At 65.2% G+C, this 18,096-nt stretch carries 21 protein-coding genes and 1 tRNA gene; 9 read left to right on the top strand and 13 right to left on the bottom strand.

Annotated elements, in window-relative coordinates; all coding sequences use genetic code 11:
- Positions 1-47: 47 nt before the first annotated feature.
- From CV770_RS24970 to CV770_RS24995, 6 genes are all read right to left on the bottom strand, one after another.
- Entirely contained in the window at positions 48-1,016 is a 969-nt protein-coding gene (locus tag CV770_RS24970) for an ABC transporter ATP-binding protein (protein WP_104464245.1), read from the bottom strand.
- Positions 1,013-2,008 carry an ABC transporter ATP-binding protein gene (locus CV770_RS24975; protein WP_092255726.1) on the bottom strand — a complete coding sequence of 332 codons (996 nt, stop codon included), beginning with the start codon at positions 2,006-2,008 and terminating at the stop codon, positions 1,013-1,015. The genes CV770_RS24970 and CV770_RS24975 overlap by 4 nt, the downstream gene beginning before the upstream one ends.
- Complete coding sequence (locus tag CV770_RS24980; protein ID WP_018316289.1) at positions 2,008-2,925, bottom strand: ABC transporter permease; 918 nt, start codon at positions 2,923-2,925, stop codon at positions 2,008-2,010. The genes CV770_RS24975 and CV770_RS24980 overlap by 1 nt, the downstream gene beginning before the upstream one ends.
- Positions 2,891-3,850: an ABC transporter permease gene (locus tag CV770_RS24985; protein WP_018316290.1), complete on the bottom strand. Its 960-nt coding sequence runs from the start codon at positions 3,848-3,850 to the stop codon at positions 2,891-2,893. Before CV770_RS24985 ends, CV770_RS24980 begins: the two co-directional genes overlap by 35 nt.
- A gap of 29 nt (positions 3,851-3,879) precedes the next feature.
- Positions 3,880-5,670: a peptide ABC transporter substrate-binding protein gene (locus CV770_RS24990; protein ID WP_091960189.1), complete on the bottom strand. Its 1,791-nt coding sequence runs from the start codon at positions 5,668-5,670 to the stop codon at positions 3,880-3,882.
- Between the two features lie 261 nt (positions 5,671-5,931).
- The gene (locus tag CV770_RS24995; protein ID WP_201760023.1) at positions 5,932-7,350 is read right to left on the bottom strand and encodes a M20 family metallopeptidase; all 1,419 of its coding nucleotides are present in this window, start codon (positions 7,348-7,350) and stop codon (positions 5,932-5,934) included.
- A 286-nt stretch (positions 7,351-7,636) separates the two neighbouring features.
- Here CV770_RS24995 and CV770_RS25000 point away from each other — a divergent pair, with 286 nt between their 5' ends.
- From CV770_RS25000 to CV770_RS25010, 3 genes are all read left to right on the top strand, one after another.
- Complete coding sequence (locus CV770_RS25000) at positions 7,637-8,608, top strand: S1C family serine protease (protein ID WP_104464246.1); 972 nt, start codon at positions 7,637-7,639, stop codon at positions 8,606-8,608.
- Positions 8,609-8,630: 22 nt separating this feature from the next.
- Positions 8,631-9,701, top strand: coding sequence for a carboxylesterase family protein (locus CV770_RS25005; RefSeq protein ID WP_104464247.1), 1,071 nt, complete (start codon positions 8,631-8,633; stop codon positions 9,699-9,701).
- Between the two features lie 83 nt (positions 9,702-9,784).
- Positions 9,785-9,991 carry a hypothetical protein gene (locus CV770_RS25010; RefSeq protein WP_018316294.1) on the top strand — a complete coding sequence of 69 codons (207 nt, stop codon included), beginning with the start codon at positions 9,785-9,787 and terminating at the stop codon, positions 9,989-9,991.
- Between the two features lie 75 nt (positions 9,992-10,066).
- On the opposite strand, the gene CV770_RS25015 is transcribed toward CV770_RS25010, so the two are convergent.
- The 5 genes from CV770_RS25015 to CV770_RS25035 form a co-directional block, all read right to left on the bottom strand.
- Positions 10,067-10,723, bottom strand: a complete 657-nt coding sequence (locus CV770_RS25015; RefSeq protein WP_201760024.1) for a DsbA family protein — start codon at positions 10,721-10,723, stop codon at positions 10,067-10,069.
- A gap of 86 nt (positions 10,724-10,809) precedes the next feature.
- Complete coding sequence (locus CV770_RS25020) at positions 10,810-11,532, bottom strand: LrgB family protein (protein ID WP_104464249.1); 723 nt, start codon at positions 11,530-11,532, stop codon at positions 10,810-10,812.
- Complete coding sequence (locus CV770_RS25025; protein ID WP_091960174.1) at positions 11,529-11,912, bottom strand: CidA/LrgA family protein; 384 nt, start codon at positions 11,910-11,912, stop codon at positions 11,529-11,531. Before CV770_RS25025 ends, CV770_RS25020 begins: the two co-directional genes overlap by 4 nt.
- A 44-nt stretch (positions 11,913-11,956) precedes the next feature.
- A complete protein-coding gene (locus CV770_RS25030; RefSeq protein ID WP_091960171.1) occupies positions 11,957-12,433 on the bottom strand; it encodes a PaaI family thioesterase in 477 nt (158 codons plus the stop codon).
- A 3-nt stretch (positions 12,434-12,436) separates the two neighbouring features.
- A complete protein-coding gene (locus CV770_RS25035; RefSeq protein ID WP_104464264.1) occupies positions 12,437-12,865 on the bottom strand; it encodes an acyl-CoA thioesterase in 429 nt (142 codons plus the stop codon).
- A gap of 106 nt (positions 12,866-12,971) precedes the next feature.
- Between CV770_RS25035 and CV770_RS25040 the strand changes: the two genes are divergently transcribed.
- On the top strand, positions 12,972-13,520 hold the full coding sequence (locus CV770_RS25040) for a TetR/AcrR family transcriptional regulator (RefSeq protein WP_104464250.1): 549 nt from the start codon (positions 12,972-12,974) through the stop codon (positions 13,518-13,520).
- Positions 13,521-13,566: 46 nt separating this feature from the next.
- Here CV770_RS25040 and CV770_RS25045 read toward each other — a convergent pair whose 3' ends face one another.
- On the bottom strand, positions 13,567-14,067 hold the full coding sequence (locus tag CV770_RS25045; protein WP_104464251.1) for a hypothetical protein: 501 nt from the start codon (positions 14,065-14,067) through the stop codon (positions 13,567-13,569).
- Between the two features lie 205 nt (positions 14,068-14,272).
- Between CV770_RS25045 and CV770_RS25050 the strand changes: the two genes are divergently transcribed.
- Both CV770_RS25050 and CV770_RS25055 read left to right on the top strand, forming a co-directional pair.
- Entirely contained in the window at positions 14,273-14,545 is a 273-nt protein-coding gene (locus CV770_RS25050) for a PsiF family protein (protein WP_091960159.1), read from the top strand.
- Between the two features lie 101 nt (positions 14,546-14,646).
- Positions 14,647-15,732, top strand: a complete 1,086-nt coding sequence (locus tag CV770_RS25055) for an AbrB family transcriptional regulator (RefSeq protein WP_018316301.1) — start codon at positions 14,647-14,649, stop codon at positions 15,730-15,732.
- Between the two features lie 123 nt (positions 15,733-15,855).
- Here the strand turns inward: CV770_RS25055 and CV770_RS25060 are convergent, their stop codons facing one another.
- Positions 15,856-16,395, bottom strand: a complete 540-nt coding sequence (locus CV770_RS25060) for a disulfide bond formation protein B (RefSeq protein ID WP_104464252.1) — start codon at positions 16,393-16,395, stop codon at positions 15,856-15,858.
- 157 nt (positions 16,396-16,552) lie between these two features.
- On the opposite strand from CV770_RS25060, the gene CV770_RS25065 reads away from it, so the two are divergent.
- The 3 genes from CV770_RS25065 (at position 16,553) to CV770_RS25080 (ending at position 18,096) form a co-directional block, all read left to right on the top strand.
- Positions 16,553-16,637: transfer RNA gene (locus CV770_RS25065), tRNA-Leu, on the top strand.
- A gap of 191 nt (positions 16,638-16,828) precedes the next feature.
- Positions 16,829-17,131: a hypothetical protein gene (locus tag CV770_RS25070; RefSeq protein WP_104464253.1), complete on the top strand. Its 303-nt coding sequence runs from the start codon at positions 16,829-16,831 to the stop codon at positions 17,129-17,131.
- Positions 17,132-17,868: 737 nt separating this feature from the next.
- Positions 17,869-18,096, top strand: a complete 228-nt coding sequence (locus CV770_RS25080; RefSeq protein WP_104464254.1) for a hypothetical protein — start codon at positions 17,869-17,871, stop codon at positions 18,094-18,096.

Genomic DNA, 18,096 nt, shown 5'->3' on the forward strand with positions numbered 1-18,096 from the left:
CGCTTCGCTTCGCCCACCCTACAGGTTCTGAACTCGCTTTCGGAGCCTCAAGCCAGATGACACGCCACGAAATGCCCGCCCGCCCCTTCCTTCAGCACGGGCGCGCTTTCCGCGCAGCGCGGCTGTGCGATCGGGCAACGGGTGTGGAAGTGGCAACCCGATGGCGGCTTCATCGGGCTCGGCACGTCGCCCTTGAGGCGGATGCGCTCGCGCTTGAGTTTTGGATCGGGCACCGGCACCGCCGACAGCAACGCCCTGGTGTAGGGATGCTGCGGGTTGCGATAGAGATCGCTCGCTTTCGCCAGCTCGACGATCCGGCCGAGATACATCACCGCGACGCGATCGGAAATGTGCTCGACCACCGAGAGGTCGTGCGCGACGAAGAGATAGGTGAGGTTCAGCTCGGCCTGGAGGTCTTCCAGCAGGTTGATGACCTGGGCCTGGATCGACACGTCGAGCGCCGATACCGGCTCGTCGCAGACGATCAGCTTCGGCTCGACTGCCAGCGCGCGCGCGATCACGATGCGCTGGCGCTGGCCGCCGGAGAACTCGTGCGGATAGCGCCGCATATGCTCCGCCTTGAGCCCGACCTTGACCAGCAGGCCCGCGACGCGCTCCTCGCGCTCTTTGGCGGAGGTCGCAAGGTTATGGATGGTGAAGGCCTCGCCGAGGATCGCGCCGACCGTCATGCGCGGATTGAGCGAGGCGAACGGATCCTGGAACACCAGCTGCATGTTGCGCCGCATCGCGCGCAGATCGTTGCCGCCGAGGCTGCGCACGTCCTGGCCGTCGAAAGTGACCTCGCCGTCGGTCGGCTCGATCAGGCGCAGCACGCAGCGCCCCGTCGTCGACTTGCCGCAGCCGGATTCGCCGACAAGACCGAGCGTCTCGCCGCGATTGACCGAGAACGACACGCCGTCGACCGCATAGACGGTGCCAACCTGGCGCGACAGCAGGCCGCCGAACACGGGGAAGTGCTTCTTCAGGTTGGAGACTTGCAGCAAGGGTTCGCTCATGCCGCGCCTCCCAGGTTTGTATCGCCGAGATGACAGGCCATGCGATGGCCAGGTGCGATCTCGCGCAGCAGCGGCTCCTTCTCGGTGCAGACGTTCATGGCGAACTTGCAGCGCGGCGCAAAGCGGCAGCCGACCGGCGGATTGATCAGGATCGGCACCGAGCCGCCGATCGCCTCGAGCCGCGTCTTGTGCTCGCTGTCGAGGTCGATGCGCGGGATCGAGCGAATCAACCCTTGCGTATAGGGATGGCCGGGATTGCCGAAGAGATCATCGACCGGCGCTTCTTCGACCACCTTGCCGGCATACATCACGACGACGCGCTGCGCGGTTTCGGCGACGACGCCCATGGCATGGGTGATCAGCATCACCGCCATGCCGAAGCGCTCCTTCATGTCCTGGAGCAGGTCCAGGATCTGGGCCTGGATGGTCACGTCGAGCGCAGTGGTGGGCTCGTCGGCGATGATCAGCTTCGGCTTGCAGGCGAGCGCCATCGCGATCATCACGCGCTGGCGCATGCCGCCGGAGAACTGGTGCGGATAATTGTGCACGCGGCCTTCGGCGTTGGGGATCTGCACCAGCTTCAGCATCTCGATGGTGCGATCGAGCGCCTGCTTCCTGGTCACGGCCTCGTGGCGGCGCAGGCTCTCGGCGATCTGCTCGCCGACGGTGAGCACCGGGTTGAGCGAGGTCATCGGCTCCTGGAAGATGAAGCCGATCTCCTTGGCCCTGATCTCGTCGAGCTCGTTGCTGGTCAGCGGCACGAGGTCGCGACCCTCAAAGATGATCTGACCCGCCGCGATGCGGCCCGGCGGCATCGCGATCAGCTTCAGGATCGACATCGCGGTGACGGTCTTGCCGCAGCCGGATTCGCCGACCACGCAGAGCGTCTCGCCCCGGTTGATGGAGATGTCGACGCCGTCGACGGCCTGGAGGATGCCGTCGTCCGTGGAGAAGTGGGTCTTCAGTCCCTTGATCTCGAGCAGCGGCGCCATCAGATCACCCGTCGCGCATCGAGCGCGTCACGCAGGCCGTCGCCGATGAAGTTGATGGCGACCACCGCGATGAAGATCGCGCCGCCCGGAAACAGCGCCCAGTGCGGGCCGATATCGAGAAAGTCCTTTGCATCATACAGCAGCCGGCCCCAGGTCGGCGTGTCGGGCGGGAAGCCGAGGCCGAGGAAGGACAGCGTCGATTCCGCGATGATGGCGGCGGCGACGTCGATGGTGCCGGCGATGATCACCGGACCGAGCGCATTGGGCAGGATGTGACGCACCACCTGCCGCACCGGGCTCGCCCCGAGCGCTCGCGCGGCCTCGACGAATTCCTTCTCGCGGATCGACAGGAACTGGGCGCGCACGAGCCGCGCCACCGGCATCCAGCGGAGGCCGCCGATCACGAGCACAATCAGGATGAAGATGCCGCCCTCCGGACCGAACGCGGCCTTCAGACCGTCGCGGAAGAGATAGATCAGCAGCAGCAGCAGCGGCAATTGCGGCAGCGACAGGAACAGATCGGTAAGCCACATCAACCCGTGACCGAGCGCACCGCGCGACATGCCGGCGAGCGCGCCGATCAGCACACCGACGAAGACCGAGACCAGCATCGCGGCGAGGCCGACCGCGAGCGAGATGCGCCCGCCATAGATCATGCGGGCGAGGATGTCCTGTCCGAGATCGTCGGTGCCGAAGGGATGCGCCGGCGAGGGCCCCTGCATGCCTGCGACGATGTCGATGTCGTCGATCTTGACCCGCCAGATGAAGGGGCCGAGCACGACTGCCAGGATCAGAACGAGCAGCAGGAACGCGCTGACCACGGCAAGCTTGTGGCGGCTATAGCGCCGCCACGTCTCGCGCCAGGGCGAGTAGACGCGCCGCTCAGCGGAGGGAGATGCGAGGGTCAAGCCAGCCATAAAGCACGTCCGCGATGAGATTGAACAGCACGACGAGACACGCAAAGACGAAGGTGACGGCCATCACCACCGGCGTGTCGTTCGAAAGGATGGAGGAGATCAGCAGCGAGCCGATGCCGGGAATGCGGAATATCTGCTCGGTGACGATGGCGCCGCCGAACACCGCGGGCATCTGCAGCGCGATCAACGTCACGACCGGAATCATGGCGTTGCGCATGACATGCTTGACGATGACCTTGGCCTGCCCGAGCCCCTTGGCGCGGGCGGTGGTGACGTAGTCGAGCCGGATCACATCCAGCATCGCCGAGCGCACGAAACGCGTCATCGACGCCGCCTGGAACAGGCCGAGCACCGCCACCGGCATGATCGCCTGACGGATCATCTCCAGCACCCAGTGGATGCCGGTGCCCTTGATGTCGGTGGTGTAGACGAACGGCAGCCAGTCCAGCGTGACCGAGAAGATCAGGATGAACAGGATGCCTGTGAAGAACGTCGGCAGCGAGAAGCCGACGAAGGCGAGCGTGTTGGCGATCTGGTCGAACAGCGAATACGGCTTCGTGGCCGCATAGACGCCGACCGGAATCGCGATCAGCAGCGCCAGGATCTGCGCCGAGCCGATCACGTAGAGCGTGGCCGGCAGGCGCTGCAGGATGAGCGTGTCGACGTTCATCCGGCTGACGAAGGAGAAGCCCCAGTCGCCGTGCAGCATGGCGTTGAGCCAGTGCAGGTAACGAAGGTGGATCGGATCGTCGAGGCCGAACTTGGCCCGGAGCGCCGCCTGTACCTCGGGCGGCACGTTCGGGTTGGTCGCCAACTCGGAGAACGGATCACCGGGCGCGAGCGCGAGCACGACGAACAGCACGACCGAGATTCCGAGCAGGCTCGGAATCGCGATCATCAGGCGACGCAGGACGTATTGGCTCATGAGGGAAGGCCCCGTCTAGAGTTGGGGGATCATTCCTCGCGGTACCAGTCGAACAGATTGTCGGTTTCGTTGGCCCAGCCGGACACGACCGGGCGCAGATTGTTGGCCGCCGCCTCGACCTTGAGGCGATGCTGCACCGGGATGAACACGGTGTCCTGGTACATCAGGTCGTTGGCCTTGATGTAGAGCGCAGCGCGCTTGACCGGATCCATCTCGCCGTCCGCAGCCTGGATGGTTGCGTCGTACTCCTTGTTGACCCAACGCGGGAAGTTGGTGCCCTGCCACTTGTTCTCCTTGGTGGCGACGAGCGTCGAGAGATAGCGGCGCATATGTTGCGACGGATCGGGCTGGCTCAGCGGGATCTGGAACATCTCCATGTCGGCGTAGAACTTGGAATAGGTATCGGGATTGCCAACGTCGGACGAGAAGAACACGGAGGCGACGACCGATTTCAGCTCGACGTCGATGCCGGCCTTCTGGCAGGCCTGCTTGACGATCGCCTGGGTCTTCTGGCGCGGACCGTTGATCGCGGTCTGGTACAGCAGCTTCAGCTTCTTGCCGTCCTTCTCGCGGATGCCGTCGGCGCCCGGCTTCCAGCCGGCCTCGTCGAGGATCTTCGAGGCCTTCTCGATGCTGAACTCCCACGTGGTGTTCTTGGAGACGAACTTTTCGGGACCGTTGAGGAAGTTGGCCGTGGTGCGGCCGGCGCGACCGTAGATCGCCTTCTTGACCGACTCGCGATCGATCAGCAGCGACAGCGCCTTGCGCACCGCCGGATCCGAGAACAGCGGGTGCTTGGTCTTGATCGAAGAGCGTTCACCATCGACCTCGGTGTTGGGATCGGTGAAGTTCAGTGCGATGAACTCGGTGTCGCCACCGACCGCATAGACGGTCTTGCCCTTGCCGCCCTTTTCCAGGCGCAACAGCACGTCGTCCTCGACCTGGATGTTCCAGCCGAAATCGTACTCGCCGGTCTGGATCACCGCGCGTGCGGCCGAGACGGCATCGCCGCCGCCCTTCATCTCGACGCTGTCGAAATAGGGGCGGTTCGGCATGTGATAATCGGGGTTGAGCACGCCGCGGACGAGATCGCCCGGCTTGAACTCGACGAACTTGTAGGGGCCGGTGCCGACCGGCGAGAGGTTGGTCGGCGCCTCCCGCGATTTGGACCCCATGTAGTCCTTGAACAGATGTTTCGGGATGATGGTGTTGGGCGCCCCGACGAAGGCGTCGGCCCAGAACGGCGTCGGCTTGTTGAAGAGGATGCGGACCGTGAGGTTATCTACCTTCTCGACGGTGATGTCGCGGAGCGTCGCGATCGTCAGGGCGGAGGTCGCCGGATCCTTGGCGTATTCCCAATTGAACACGACGTCGTCGGCCGTGAACGGCGTGCCGTCGTGCCATTTCACGCCGGGCTTGAGCTTCCAGGTCACCGACTTGCCGTCGGCGGCCAGGCCGCCGTTCTGGATCGAGGGAATTTCGGCGGCGAGAACCAGCTTCATGTTGCCGTCGGGATCCCAACAGGCGAGCGGCTCATAGAACAAGCGCGCACCGTCCTGGTCCTTGGTGCCGGTGGCGAAATGCGGATTGAGCAAGGTCGGGCCCTGCCACCACAGCAGCTTCAGCGCACCACCGCCACCACGCTTGGTCGGCTTGTAGGTCGAGGCACCCTCGGCCATGGCGACGCCGCCGAGCGCGAGGATCTGGTTGGCCAGCGGGGCGGTGAGACCGACCGCGGCCATGCGCGTGATGAAAGCGCGGCGATCCATCCGCCCATCCTTCACCTCGCCGATCATCGAACGCAGTTCTTTATCCAGCATGGTTGTCCCCCGTCTGGTTCCCATCGTGATGAGGACGGCCGTGAAAGCTGGCCGCCCAATTGGCTGGCAGTAGATGGCACACCGAATGGGGGGCGCGTCAACTGGGACCGTGTGTATGCAAACGGTCTTCTGGCTGTCTGTTGGGCAAAACTGTGTTCTGCAGCCCATCCGTTCGGCAATCCAGCATCAAAACATGCTGGATTGCACGCTGCACTGCGGAAAATTTGTTCGCAGCATCAGACGAAGTATGGAGGCGAAATTCTATGCGACGGACATGTCCAGCGGCGGCTCGACGTGATCCGGCAGCGGGCAGACATACGGCGTCTTGGCCGTCCGCTTCTTCAGGTCGGCCTTGGCCGACTTGATCAGTTCCGGATCGGTCAGCGCCTTGATGCCGAGACCGGCCATCGCCTTGGCGGCTTGCACCATGGCCTTGTGGGCATGCGGGCTCTTGCCCTGCGCCACCACCTGCCAGGTGTGGAACGGCGTGCCGATTGCAACCGTGGGGGCGTGAACCTGCGCGGTCGGCACCACCCAGCTGACGTCGCCGACGTCGGTCGAGCCGACAAGCGGGTTGCGCTTGGCATCGAGCGGCACCAGGAAGTCGGCCAGCGGCCGATCGGTCTGCTCCATGCCGATCGCGTAATAGACCGACGCGATATCCTTGTCGCTCAAGGTCGCGCGGATCTGGCTGGCAAAACCCTTGTCGGCATCGTCGAAATGCGGCGGTCCGAGCTCTTCCATGACCCGGTGCAGCGCCTGCTCCAGCGGCGTGTTCGGCAGGATGTTGGAGACCGCGGAGATGATCTTCATCTCGACCTTGGTCTCGGTCATCAGCGCCGCGCCCTCGGCGATCTTGCTCACACGTCCGACCAGCTCGTTCATGCCGGGAAGGTCACGGGCGCGGATCGAATAGCGCACCCGCGCATGGGCCTGGACCACGTTCGGCGCAATGCCGCCGGTGTCGAGCAGCGCGTAATGCACCCGCGCATCGCTCGGCATGTGCTCGCGCATGTAGTTCACGCCGACATTCATCAACTCCACCGCATCGAGCGCGGAGCGGCCGAGATGCGGCGAGGCCGCGGCATGCGAGGTGCGACCGGTGAAGATGAAATCCGCGCGCGTGTTGGCGAGCGACGGTGTCACCGCGACCTCCCAGAAGCTGTGCGGATGCCAGGTGATGGCGATGTCGGCGCCCCCGAACGCGCCGGAGCGCACCATGAACGCCTTTGCGGCGCCGCCTTCTTCAGCCGGGCAGCCATAATAGCGCACGCGACCAGGCACCTTGTTTTCGGCAAGCCAGTCCTTCACCGCGGTCGCGGCGAGCAGCGCGGCGGAACCGAGCAGATTGTGACCACAACCATGGCCGTGCCCGCCGGCTTCGATCGGACGATGCTCGGCGACACCCGCTTCCTGGCTGAGACCGGGAAGGGCGTCATATTCGCCCATGAATGCGATGACCGGACCGCCCTCGCCCCACTCGCCCATCACCGCGGTCGGAATGCCGGCGACGTTCTCTGCGATGCGGAAACCCTGATGACGCAGCTCGGCGAGATGCTCGGCGGCGGACCGTGCCTCGGTGTAGCACACCTCGGGCATGCCCCAGACCTTGTCGCTGAGGTCGATGAAACGCCCCTTGATCGTGTCGACGCCACGCCAGATATCGCTGCGGTTGTCCATGCTTCGATCCGTGATCCCTTGGTCAAACGAAGCGGTAATGGTTAGCAGCTTCATGGTACGGCGCCTAGCACCTCGCCGGACACCAGCCATGCGGCGCATGCCGGATTGAGGGGCGCGTCCCGTTCGTGCACGAGGTGTTTCCATGCCTTTCAAAGATTTCACGCGGCGTTCTCACGAATAGTTGGGAACGAGGCTTTCAAGACGGCCTGCCCCGGCCTAAATTATGCGTGCTTCGCGCGTCGCTCTGCAGCAATCTCGGAGCGATGCACTCAGCCAGGAGAACTCCATGCCCGCTTTGACCGAATGGAGAGTGCCGCCGGCCAATCAGCCGCGTGCGAGCGACTACGGTTTCGATCTTGACCGCGCGCTCGCATCCGTCGTCGGCCTGCACGCCATCGTCCCGCCGGACGCCTTCAGCGCCGAGACGCTGGGCACCGAACGCGCCGGCAACGGCGTCGTGATCGATCACGGACTGGTGCTCACCATCGGCTATCTCATCACCGAGGCGGAATCGGTGTGGCTGCACCTCGGCGATGGGCGGGTGGTCGAAGGCCACGCGCTCGGTTTCGATTCCGAAACCGGCTTCGGCCTGGTGCAAGCCCTCGGTGAGCTCGACGTCGAGCCGTTGCCGCTCGGCAGTTCGGCGGAAACCGCGATCGGCGACCGCGTCGTGGTCGGCGGCGCCGGCGGTCGCACGCGCTCGGTCGCGAGCCAGATCGTGGCCAAGCAGGAATTCGCCGGCTATTGGGAATATCTGCTGGACGAAGCCGTCTTCACCTATCCCGCGCATCCGAACTGGGGCGGCACGGCGCTGCTCAACGAGCGCGGCGAGCTGATCGGCATCGGCTCGCTTCAGCTGGAGCGCGAGCGCGACGGCAAGGCCGAGCACGTCAACATGGTCGTGCCGATCGACCTCTTGAAGCCGATCCTGGACGATCTGCGCAAGTTCGGTCGCGTCAACAAGCCGGCGCGCCCCTGGCTCGGGCTCTACTCGACCGAGATCGACAACCGCGTGGTCGTGATCGGGATCTCCCCCAACGGTCCTGCCGCGCGCGCCGAACTCAAGACCGACGATATCATCCTCGCCGTGAACGGGGACAAGGTCACGAGCCAGACCGCCTTCTACAAGAAGATGTGGGCGCTCGGCACCGCCGGCGTCGACGTGCCGCTGACCGTGTACCACCAAGGCGTCACCTTCGACGTCACGGTGACCTCCACCGATCGCTTCAAGCTCTTGAAGGCACCGAAGCTGCATTGATCCCACGCTGAAGGAAGCCGCGATGAGCGAGGCCGTGATCGACGACATCGTGGCCGTGCTGCCGCCGCTGCTCAATGCGCTGGAAGCGCTCGGCTTCTTCCAACGCCATCTGCATCCGCCGGCGTTCGCTACCGTGATGAACGCGATCGGCGCACCGGATGAGGCGCTGCAAACGGCACACGCGGCTATTGGAGAGTGGCCGGAGCAGTTCGCGGGCCTCCGCGAGCGGCTCGATCGCGCCTGCGGCGAGACGCTCGCCGCCTTTGCTGGGATCCGCGAGGTCGAGCGCGGCAATGGCGATCTCGTCGCTGTCTTCCGCGCGCTGCGCCACGTGCCGCGCGCGCAGGAGGCGCTTTATCCCCTGGCGATGCAATTTCCTCCCGTAAGCAGCTTCTTCCTCAACACCGCCAATCGCGAAAATGCGGATCTGTTGTCGCGGCTCGAAGTCGGCGCAAGCGAAAATACTGGCATCTTCCACGATCACAACGAACCCGGCAGCCGCGGCGGCTTCTCGGTCTATGTGCCTGAGTACTATACGCCCGAGCGCGCCATGCCGCTGGTGATGGCGCTGCATGGCGGCAGCGGCAACGGACGCGGTTTCCTGTGGAGCTGGTTGCGCGACGCCCGCAGCCTTGGCGCGATCCTGGTGGCGCCAACCGCGACCGGACCGACCTGGGCGCTGATGGGCGATGATGCCGATACGCCCAATCTCATGCGCATCCTCGAAACCGTGCGCAGCCGCTGGAGCATCGACACCTCGCGCATGCTGCTGACCGGCATGAGCGACGGCGGCACCTTCGGCTACGTTACTGGCCTCGACGGCGCCTCGCCCTTCACCCATCTGGCGCCGGTCTCCGCAACCTTCCATCCGCTGATGGCGGAGATGGCGGACGCCGCGCGCTTGCAAGGTCTGCCCATCTTCATCACCCACGGCAAGCTCGACTGGATGTTTCCGGTGCAGACCGCGCGCCAGACCCAGGCCGTGCTCGCAGCGGCTGGCGCTGATGTCACCTATCGCGAGATCGACGACCTCAGCCACACCTATCCGCGCGAGATCAACGCGGAGCTGGCGCAGTGGCTGAATGCGGAGTGAACAACCCGTCCTTATCCGCGCCGCACTGCCGCGGAACCATCACTGCGGGCCGACGTTATTGCCGGCCCACCGGAGGTTCGCAAATGCAGACTTTTTTCGGAATGATCCTTGGCGCGCTGCTGCTTGCCGGCGGCGTGTATGTCTATGACTCCATGCAGACGTCGTCCGTCGCCAATGGCGAGGTCGCGACCACCAATCGCACCATCGTGAATTGGGACGTCGCGAAGGCGGATTGGGACGCGCTGCGCGACCGCGCGCACAAGGACTGGGTCCGGATCTCGTCGAAGTAACGACGCCGTATCATGAACGAGGCGCCGTCGCGAGCTCCGCGGCGGCGCCTTTGCGTTGGCTACGACCGATGCGCCTCAGTTCATCTTGGCCTTGCGGGCATCGGCGATGACCTGCTCGAACTCGGTCATGCTGAGCACGCCGGGGACGCGGTACTTGCCGACGATAAAAGACGGGGTTCCGCTGAAACCGAAGGCTTCGGCCTGCTCGTTGTTGCGCTTGAGCAGGGCGTCGATATCGCTGCCATGGCCGGCGAGATCGCGCTTCAGGCGATCCATGTCGACGCCGGCGGCGGCGAGCAGCTCGTTGATGCGCGGCTCGGTCAGGCGCGAGCTGACGCCCATCAAGGCGTCATGGGCCTGATGGTATTTGTCCTGGAATTTTGCCGCGAGAGCGGTCCGCGCCGCGGTGACGGAGACCGGCCCGAGGATCGGCCAATCCTTCATCACCAGCCGCACCTTGCCGTCGTCCTGGACGACCTGGCGCAGCTCGGGCTCGAGCTTGCGGCAATAGGGGCAATTGTAGTCGGACCATTCGACGATGGTGACGTTGCCGTTGGGATTGCCGGCGACGGGCGTGTCGGGATCGCGCAGCACCTTGGCTTCAGTTAGCACCTCGTTGTCGTCGGTCGCCGCGCGCGCCGAGGCGCCCGTCAGTGCGAGGGCGCCCGCCCCGATCAACGTCAACGCCGCGCGCCGCGTCGGCGCAAGGCCCTTAGTCCCAAATCCAGCCATATCTCGTCCCGTTTCGGTCCCATCTCCCTGAATACGGTCGGGACCGGGAATTGTTACTCGTCATATAGAGTGTCGCGGCGGCGATGTCATCGCACCAGCAGCGTGACCGCCAGGGGGACCAGGAACGAGGTCACCAAGGCGTTGAGACTCATGGCGATGCCGGAGAAGACGCCGGCAATCTCGTCGACCTGGAACGCGCGCGCGGTGCCGATGCCATGCGCGGCAAGGCCGGCGGCGAAGCCGCGCGCCCGGTAATCGGTGATGCCGGTGCGGTTCATCAGCGGCGTCACGATGATCGCGCCCATGATGCCGGTGAGGATCACCGCCACCGCCGCCAGCGAGGGATCGGCGTGCAGGGATTCGGCGATGCCCATGGCGACGCCGGCGGTGACCGATTTCGGCGCCAGCGACAGCACCACGTCGCGCGGCAGGCCGGCAAGCTCGGCCAGCAGCACCACCGACACCACCGCCGTGACCGATCCCGCGAGCAGCGCCACCAGCATCGGCACGATGGATGACACGACGCGCCTGCGGTTCTCATAGAGCGGCACCGCGAGCGCGACGGTGGCAGGCCCCAGCAGGAAGTGCACGAACTGCGCGCCCGCGAAATAGCTCGTATAGGACGTGCCGGTTGCGAGCAGGAACGCGCCGATGATCCACATCGCGTGCAGCACGGGATTGGCGAGCGGATGGCGCCGCGTCGCCAGCGACACCGCATCCGTCGCCGCATAGACCAGCAGCGTCACGGTCAGCCACAGCAGCGGCGACTGCGAGAGATAGACCCAGAGCGAGAACGGATTGTCGTTCATCGCGCGTCCTGCTGCTTCAACAGGCGGCTGACGAGGCGGAAGGTCAGCACCGTCGCGAGCAGCGTGACGACCACGGAGAGCGCAAGCACGAGGACGATGGCGATGCCATGGGAGGCGAGCAGGTCGAGCTTCTGCACGACGCCGACGGCGGCCGGCACGAACAACAGCGACAGATGTGCCAGCAGGCCCTTGCTTGCGGTTTCCACGCCGTCGTTGCGCAGCGGCCCGTATGCAAGCATCGCGAAGCGATCCCGCGCAAGCAGCAGGACGAGGAGCAGCAGCAGGCCGAGCACAGGTCCCGGCAAGGGCAGCCCGAGGCCGCGCACGACGGCTTCGCCGATCAATTGGCACAGCAGGATGAGGCCGAGACTCGCAAGCATGACCAGCGCATCAAGGGATGCGCCGGCAGGCTTGTCAATCGCAGCTATGCACGAGACGGGCGCGGCTCGTGCGAAGCAGCAATGCGCGGCACCATCGCCATCAACGTCCCGGTCATCGTGGCGATCAGCGTGGTGTTGCCCTCGTGCTCGGCAAACGCCTTGGCCTCGCAGAAGGTCAACGTGCGGCCGGGCTTGACCACCTCCGCCCTAAACACGAACCGTTCGCCGCGAGCGGGTGCCAGCAGGGTCGTCTTGAACTCGACGGTAAGGATGTCGGCCTCGCGCGGCATCAGGGTAAAGGCGGCAACGCCGCAGGCATTGTCGAGGCCTGCCGTAATGATGCCGGCATGGACAAAACCGTTCTGCTGCGTGAGATCAGGCGAATGCAGCATCGCCAGCTCGGCCTCGCCCGGTGCAAGGCGGACGATCACGATGCCGAGCGTGTGCATCGCCGGCTGGCCGTCGAACATTGCGATCGCCGCCGCGCGATAGCCCGGGTTCTTCGGCTCGAACGCGGCCATGGTTCAGGCCTCGGCCGGATCGGCGAGATGGTGCAGAGCGATCTCCCGGATGGCATCCGCGAACGGTGCCGATTTGCGCTGGCACCGATCCATGTGCACGCCAGTGATCTCGCAAGTTGCGGCGATCTCGCCGGTCTCGGCATTCGTCATGTCGTGCCAGAAGCGGATCGACTTGTCGCGCACCTCGAGCAGATGGCTGCGGACCTCGACGATGTCGCCGGCGAGCAGCTCGCGCCTGTAGGCGATGTTCTGCTGCACGGCGGCCATACCGCGGCCGGAGGAGCGCAAATAGCTCGGCGTCAGGCCGAGGCGGGCGAACAGGTTCCAGCTGGCTTCGTCGAATTTGCCGACATACCACATGATGTTCATGTGGCCGACATGGTCGCATTGCCACGGATAGACCGTGCCGCGATAGGTCGCCTCCTGCTCCATCGCCATTTTCCGCCCTCGTTGTTTATTGATCTTGATACGGTAGCGTATCAGGCACGAGACGCGTTAGCAATACGGCACCGTATCAAGAGTTCGGGAGGCTTCTTTCATGAGCGACGGCAAGGGCGATGTCTGGGTCGAGGCGGGGTTTGCCGAGCTCGCCCGCTCGGGGGTCGAGGGTGTCAGGGTCGAGGTGCTCGCCAAGAATCTCGGCGTCACCAAGGGCGGCTTCTACCGCCGCTTCGCCGACCGCGCCGCGCTGCTCGAAGCCATGCTGCAGCGCTGGCGCGAGGGGCGGGCCGCGTCGATCGCGCAGCAGACGCGCCTCGATGGCCAACAACCCCGCGAACGGCTGAAGGCGGTGATCCAGCTCTATTCCGAGCGGCTCAATCCGGAAGCCATGGCGATCGAGCTCGCGATCCGACAATGGGCCCGCTCCGACGAGAACGCCGCGGCCGCCGTGGCGAGCGTGGACGCAGCGCGGCTCAAGCACGTGGCCGAGCTCTATCGCGCGACCGGGCTTGCGCCCGAGGAGGCCGAGGCGCAGGCCTTCCTGTTCTATTGCTTTATCTTCGGCCAGAGCCTGTTGTTCGTCGAGCGCGGCCCGCGCAAGCGATCGCAACTGGTGGCGAAGTCGGCCGAAAAACTGCTGGATTAGGCAAAAAGGCCGGAGCGTTGCTCCGGCCTTCGCATCAGCTCGAAGCTCAGGCGGCGCCCTTCAGCTTCTTGTTGCATTCGCTGTAGTAGCCGCCGCCCTTCTGGATCCACTTCATGCCGCCGTTGCCGTTGGTGGTCTTGTTGGCGTTGTACTGGTCGACGCAGGTGTGCAGGCGCCCCTTGCCCGGGGTCTCCTTGGCATATTTCGGATCGATCGCGTTCGGATAGATCGCAGGTCCCGCCGGCAGGATCGGCGCGGCGGCCGGGGCCGCCTCCTTCTTGGCCTGCTTCGGCTCGGCGGGAGCAGCGGGCGCAGCCGCGGTCGGTGCAGGAGCAGCCGGTGCGGCAGCAGCCGGCGTTGCATCCGCGCCGCACTGGGCCTTGCGGAAGTCATTCCACTTCATGGTGCCGAGCGAGCCGTCCTTCTTGGCCGCCTGGTATTTGGCGCTGCACTCCTGCGACGTCAGCGCCTGCGCTGGCGCCGATACCGCCAACGCAGCAAATCCCGACAACGCAATCGCGCAAAGCATTTTTGATTGAATGGTCATCCTTAGGTCTCCTCCTTGGTCTTCCCCCGAGGGGAAGTGAAACAAGACTTGCTATCCTAGCGTGCCGGCCATTTGCGACAAGGAAGCGATGGCTCCCGGCCGCCAAAATATAGTAACGGCGCCGTTCAGATTATTCATGTCGCGTTCAGCAATGCGAGCCGACGTTCGCAGTCCTTCGCAATTCTCGCAAGATGAGTGCAACACCATGACCCTCGCCTCTCGCCTCGCCGCCGTCGCCCTCGCCTCCCTGCTCGCCGGCGGCACCGCCTTCGCGCAGACGGCTGCACCGGCCACCAAGACCGAACCTGCCGCTACCGCCGACAAGAAAGCCCCGAAGGAGCGCTCGGCCGAGTCGCTCGAATGCTCCAAGCAGGCCGACGCCAAGGGCCTGCACGGCAAGGAGCGCAAGAAATTCCGCTCCGAATGCATCAAGACCGCCAAGGCGGGCACCGCCGCGCCGGCTGCGGACAAGAAGTAGCCTCCGACACGATCTTCGGCGAGCTTCCAGCGAGAGGCGCGCGCATTGCGGCATGACGAGCCTGCAATTGTGCGCCTCTCGCTGATTTGCGATAAGGTGGCGTGAAGCAAATCGCCGCCTCCCTGTCGTTTGAATGGCCGAGCCGTGCCAAGATCTTGAGCACGGCGGAGACGCTCGTCATCGGCACCGCCGGCGGCCTTGTGTTTCTCCTCGCCGGCCTTCCCGGCGGGCTGATCTCCGGCTCGATGATCGCGGTCGGAATCGCCGCGATTGCCGGGCGCCAGCTCGCGCTGCCGCCGCTCCTGACCCAGACCGTGCTGGTGCTGCTCGGCATTTCGCTGGGCTCGGTGGTCTCGCGCCATCTGCTTCAGCAGGTCGGCGCATATCCCCTCACCATCGGGCTGCTAGCGCTCGCGACCTTCTGCTCGACCTTCGGCTCGAGCTATTACCTCCAGCGCATCCATGGCTGGGACCGCACCTCGGCCTTCCTGGCCGGCAGCCCCGGCGCGCTGTCGCAGATCACGATCCTGGCGGTCGAGCGCGGCGCCGACCTGCCGGGCATCGCGGTGGTGCAGACCATGCGCGTCATCATCCTCACCGCGGCCCTGCCGATGGTGCTCGCGTTTGCGGGCGTCGCCCCCTCTGCCGCGCCATCACTGGCGACGACGATCGCCTCGCCGCTCGATCTCGTCGAGCTGGTCGCGGCCTCGCTGGCCATGGCGCTGGTCCTGCGCCTGATCAGGTTTCCGGCGAGCTGGATGTTCGGCGCCATGATCGCCTCGAGCGTGCTGCATGGCGCCGGCTGGGTCGAGGGCGGCCTGCCGGACTGGGTGCGCGGCGTGGCGCTGGTCGGCATCGGCGCACTGATCGGCAGCCGTTTCGCGCGGATGCGGATCAAGACGCTGGCCGGCCACCTCAACGCGGCGCTGGGCTCGTTCACGGTCGCAATCGCCGTCTCCGCCATTTTCGTCGGCATCGTCGCGCTGACCACCCAGGTCAGATTCTCCGACGCCGTCGTCGCCTTCGCGCCGGGCGCGATGGATGCCATGCTGGCGCTGGCGCTGACCTTGCACATCGACCCGATCTTCGTCGGGGCCCACCACCTGTCGCGTTTCGTGTTCGTGACGATCGCAACGCCGGGCATCGTGCATCTGTTCGGACGCACGCAGGACGATGTGGATGATTAGTAGAGCGCGGTGCGCCTCGCGAACTCCGCTCTCGTAGGGTGGGCAAAGGCGCATAGCGCCGTGCCCACGTTCTCATTCGACCTTATCACTACGAGATGGTGGGCACGCCTTACGGCAGCTTGCCTAGCCTCTCGCCGTCTTCGCAAATCCCCGCACGGCAATCGCGGCCATGAGCAGCGAGATCAGGACGTTGTAGCCGGCGAGCGAGAGGCCGAGGAAGCGCCACTGCACCTCGTCGCAGCGCACCACCTTCACGGTGTCGAGCTTTGAAAAGAGATCGCCGGCATTGCCGAGATTGACGACGGGACCGGAGCAATCGGTCGGCCCTTTCCAAAAACCCCATTCGACGCCGGAATGGTAGGTGCCGAGACCGGCATTGGCGAGCGTCGCCAGCGCGAGGATCGCCAGCCCCGCCAGCAGCAGCGGCCGCGGCGCGCCGCTCCGCGCCGCCAGCGCCGTGAGCGCACCGAGCGGAATCGCGAGGTAATAGGCGTAGCGCTGCTCCAGGCACAGCGGACAGGGCAGGATTTCCAGCACGAGTTGGAAGAACCAGGCGCCCGCGATGGTCGCGGCCGCAATCAGCGTGACGAGCAGCGAGGCCATCAGCGCGGAGCCGCTGGCAGCCGGCTTGAATGCAGGTATGGCGGCACTCTGGGTCGTCACGTCAGCCTCTTTCCGATAGGTCGCGCCCTTAAGCCTCTAGCCCCGGTCCATGCGGCTGTCGAGAACGGCTGACATCACTTTGGCGCGGGTTGACCCCGCTTTGTCCATGGCTATAGTCCGCCGGCTTCGCGACGCTCCCTGCAAGGGCCGACCGAGGGCCCCTGTGGCGGAACTGGTAGACGCGCTCGACTCAAAATCGAGTTCCGCAAGGAGTGCTGGTTCGATTCCGGCCAGGGGCACCAGCCTTCGCTGCTTCGCAGCTATGGCTCGGCAAGCCGGGCGCAGCCATATCCATGCGAAGCGGCCAAAGGCTGTCGCGCCGAAGCCTTGGCGAAGGCGGACTAGCTCGACACACTCGCTCTCCCCACCCTAGTCATCCCCGCATCTCCACTGTATAAACCGGTAGCTTCTTCCGTCACTCGAAGGAGCTCATATGAACGACCTGCACGCGTGGCTTTCGCAGCAACACCACGGTTTGCGGACCTTCCAGAGCTTCCAGCAGAAGCTCGAGACGCTCGGCCAGCACGATCCCGCCCAGCGCGGCCTGTGCCGCCTGCTCAGCGGTGTCATCGGCAGCTATGTCGAGGCCTTTGACGAGGCCCCGCTGCCGGTCGACATTGCCGAGGTCGCCTATCGGCGCCTGCTGACGCTGGTCGAAAGCCTCGATCTGCACGGAAACGCCGCTCGCCGGCTCGCCGACATCAACCGCGTGGCGACCTGCGAGTTGTGGCGGTGATCGTCAGGACCAGCGGGCCCACTTCAATTTCTAGATAACAGGACACGCCTCTTCGGCCTCGCGACGCATGACGCCCGAGTCCTGTGCTTCTCTTGACGCCCCTTCCTTGGAAAGGGCGCAGGGAAGGCCGGGCGCCGGCTGGCACCCGCGGTCCGCTGCGCGCAAATTGCGAAGACAAATGCACAGCGGCATACAGGGCAGCCCAGGACATCCCGGCCTTTCCCTGCGCAATGGTTTTACGGCTTATGGCGCGCTCTCCCCGGGGAGCGATGCACTATTGCCCCCGTCGCCTTGCGGATGGCTGATGCGCACGCCCGGTCGGGCAGCTCACATCACCGCAAGCCTTGACGCACAGACCCCGGGCGTCAGGACGACACGCTTTTGCCGTACGCGGACCGCACCGGTCGTGTGCGCGCTGCTCAACCGCTCACGGGCCAAACCCGCCCTGCGATTGCTGGCGCGCCGATGCACTCCACGTCCACCGCTACCCGGCCCGCGCATCGTGACGATCGCGAAACGCCCCTTATCCTTGGGCCGGGATGAGCGACACATACGATATTTCCGAATTTCGGTCAACCAGAATCTTTTGGGCCGGCTCTTGAGGTTTGGGCTATGATTTTCCTGCGGCCATCCTTCGAGACGCCCAGCAGGCCATAAGCGGCTGCCCTGCCCCGTTCCACTTCGCCGCGCCAGTCCCTATATCCTGTGGCAGCAGATGTGATGCAGCGGACAGTTTGATGGCCAGGACACGCAAGACGGATGCCGACGACCTCCCCCGCTATTTCGTCTGGGTCCGGGGCCTCGAAGGCCCCGAGCCGCAGAAATGGATGGCGATGGATTTCGGCGTCGGCGACTGGAAGCGGCCGCTGGTGCTGGCCTATCTTGAGCTGCCTGCGGACGAGCGGGATCTGTCGCTATCGCTGTTGGCGCGGCGCTACCCGCCGCCGCGGGTGGATCTCTCGTAA

It is taken from the genome of Bradyrhizobium sp. AC87j1 (assembly GCF_002936975.1).
GTDB classification, from domain to species: Bacteria; Pseudomonadota; Alphaproteobacteria; order Rhizobiales; family Xanthobacteraceae; genus Bradyrhizobium; species Bradyrhizobium shewense.

Coding starts and splice junctions, on each gene's coding strand:
- CV770_RS24980 (WP_018316289.1), bottom strand. CDS start 2,925: ATGGCTGGCTTGACCCTCGCATCTCCCTCCGCTGAGCGGCGCGTCTAC.
- CV770_RS25035 (WP_104464264.1), bottom strand. CDS start 12,865: ATGGAGCAGGAGGCGACCTATCGCGGCACGGTCTATCCGTGGCAATGC.
- CV770_RS25050 (WP_091960159.1), top strand. CDS start 14,273: ATGACCCTCGCCTCTCGCCTCGCCGCCGTCGCCCTCGCCTCCCTGCTC.
- CV770_RS25015 (WP_201760024.1), bottom strand. CDS start 10,723: ATGGCTGGATTTGGGACTAAGGGCCTTGCGCCGACGCGGCGCGCGGCG.
- CV770_RS25030 (WP_091960171.1), bottom strand. CDS start 12,433: ATGGCCGCGTTCGAGCCGAAGAACCCGGGCTATCGCGCGGCGGCGATC.
- CV770_RS25080 (WP_104464254.1), top strand. CDS start 17,869: ATGGCCAGGACACGCAAGACGGATGCCGACGACCTCCCCCGCTATTTC.
- CV770_RS25005 (WP_104464247.1), top strand. CDS start 8,631: ATGAGCGAGGCCGTGATCGACGACATCGTGGCCGTGCTGCCGCCGCTG.
- CV770_RS24975 (WP_092255726.1), bottom strand. CDS start 2,008: ATGGCGCCGCTGCTCGAGATCAAGGGACTGAAGACCCACTTCTCCACG.
- CV770_RS25010 (WP_018316294.1), top strand. CDS start 9,785: ATGCAGACTTTTTTCGGAATGATCCTTGGCGCGCTGCTGCTTGCCGGC.
- CV770_RS25070 (WP_104464253.1), top strand. CDS start 16,829: ATGAACGACCTGCACGCGTGGCTTTCGCAGCAACACCACGGTTTGCGG.
- CV770_RS25000 (WP_104464246.1), top strand. CDS start 7,637: ATGCCCGCTTTGACCGAATGGAGAGTGCCGCCGGCCAATCAGCCGCGT.
- CV770_RS25025 (WP_091960174.1), bottom strand. CDS start 11,912: ATGCTTGCGAGTCTCGGCCTCATCCTGCTGTGCCAATTGATCGGCGAA.
- CV770_RS24970 (WP_104464245.1), bottom strand. CDS start 1,016: ATGAGCGAACCCTTGCTGCAAGTCTCCAACCTGAAGAAGCACTTCCCC.
- CV770_RS25020 (WP_104464249.1), bottom strand. CDS start 11,532: ATGAACGACAATCCGTTCTCGCTCTGGGTCTATCTCTCGCAGTCGCCG.
- CV770_RS25045 (WP_104464251.1), bottom strand. CDS start 14,067: ATGACCATTCAATCAAAAATGCTTTGCGCGATTGCGTTGTCGGGATTT.
- CV770_RS24995 (WP_201760023.1), bottom strand. CDS start 7,350: ATGGACAACCGCAGCGATATCTGGCGTGGCGTCGACACGATCAAGGGG.
- CV770_RS24990 (WP_091960189.1), bottom strand. CDS start 5,670: ATGCTGGATAAAGAACTGCGTTCGATGATCGGCGAGGTGAAGGATGGG.
- CV770_RS25040 (WP_104464250.1), top strand. CDS start 12,972: ATGAGCGACGGCAAGGGCGATGTCTGGGTCGAGGCGGGGTTTGCCGAG.
- CV770_RS24985 (WP_018316290.1), bottom strand. CDS start 3,850: ATGAGCCAATACGTCCTGCGTCGCCTGATGATCGCGATTCCGAGCCTG.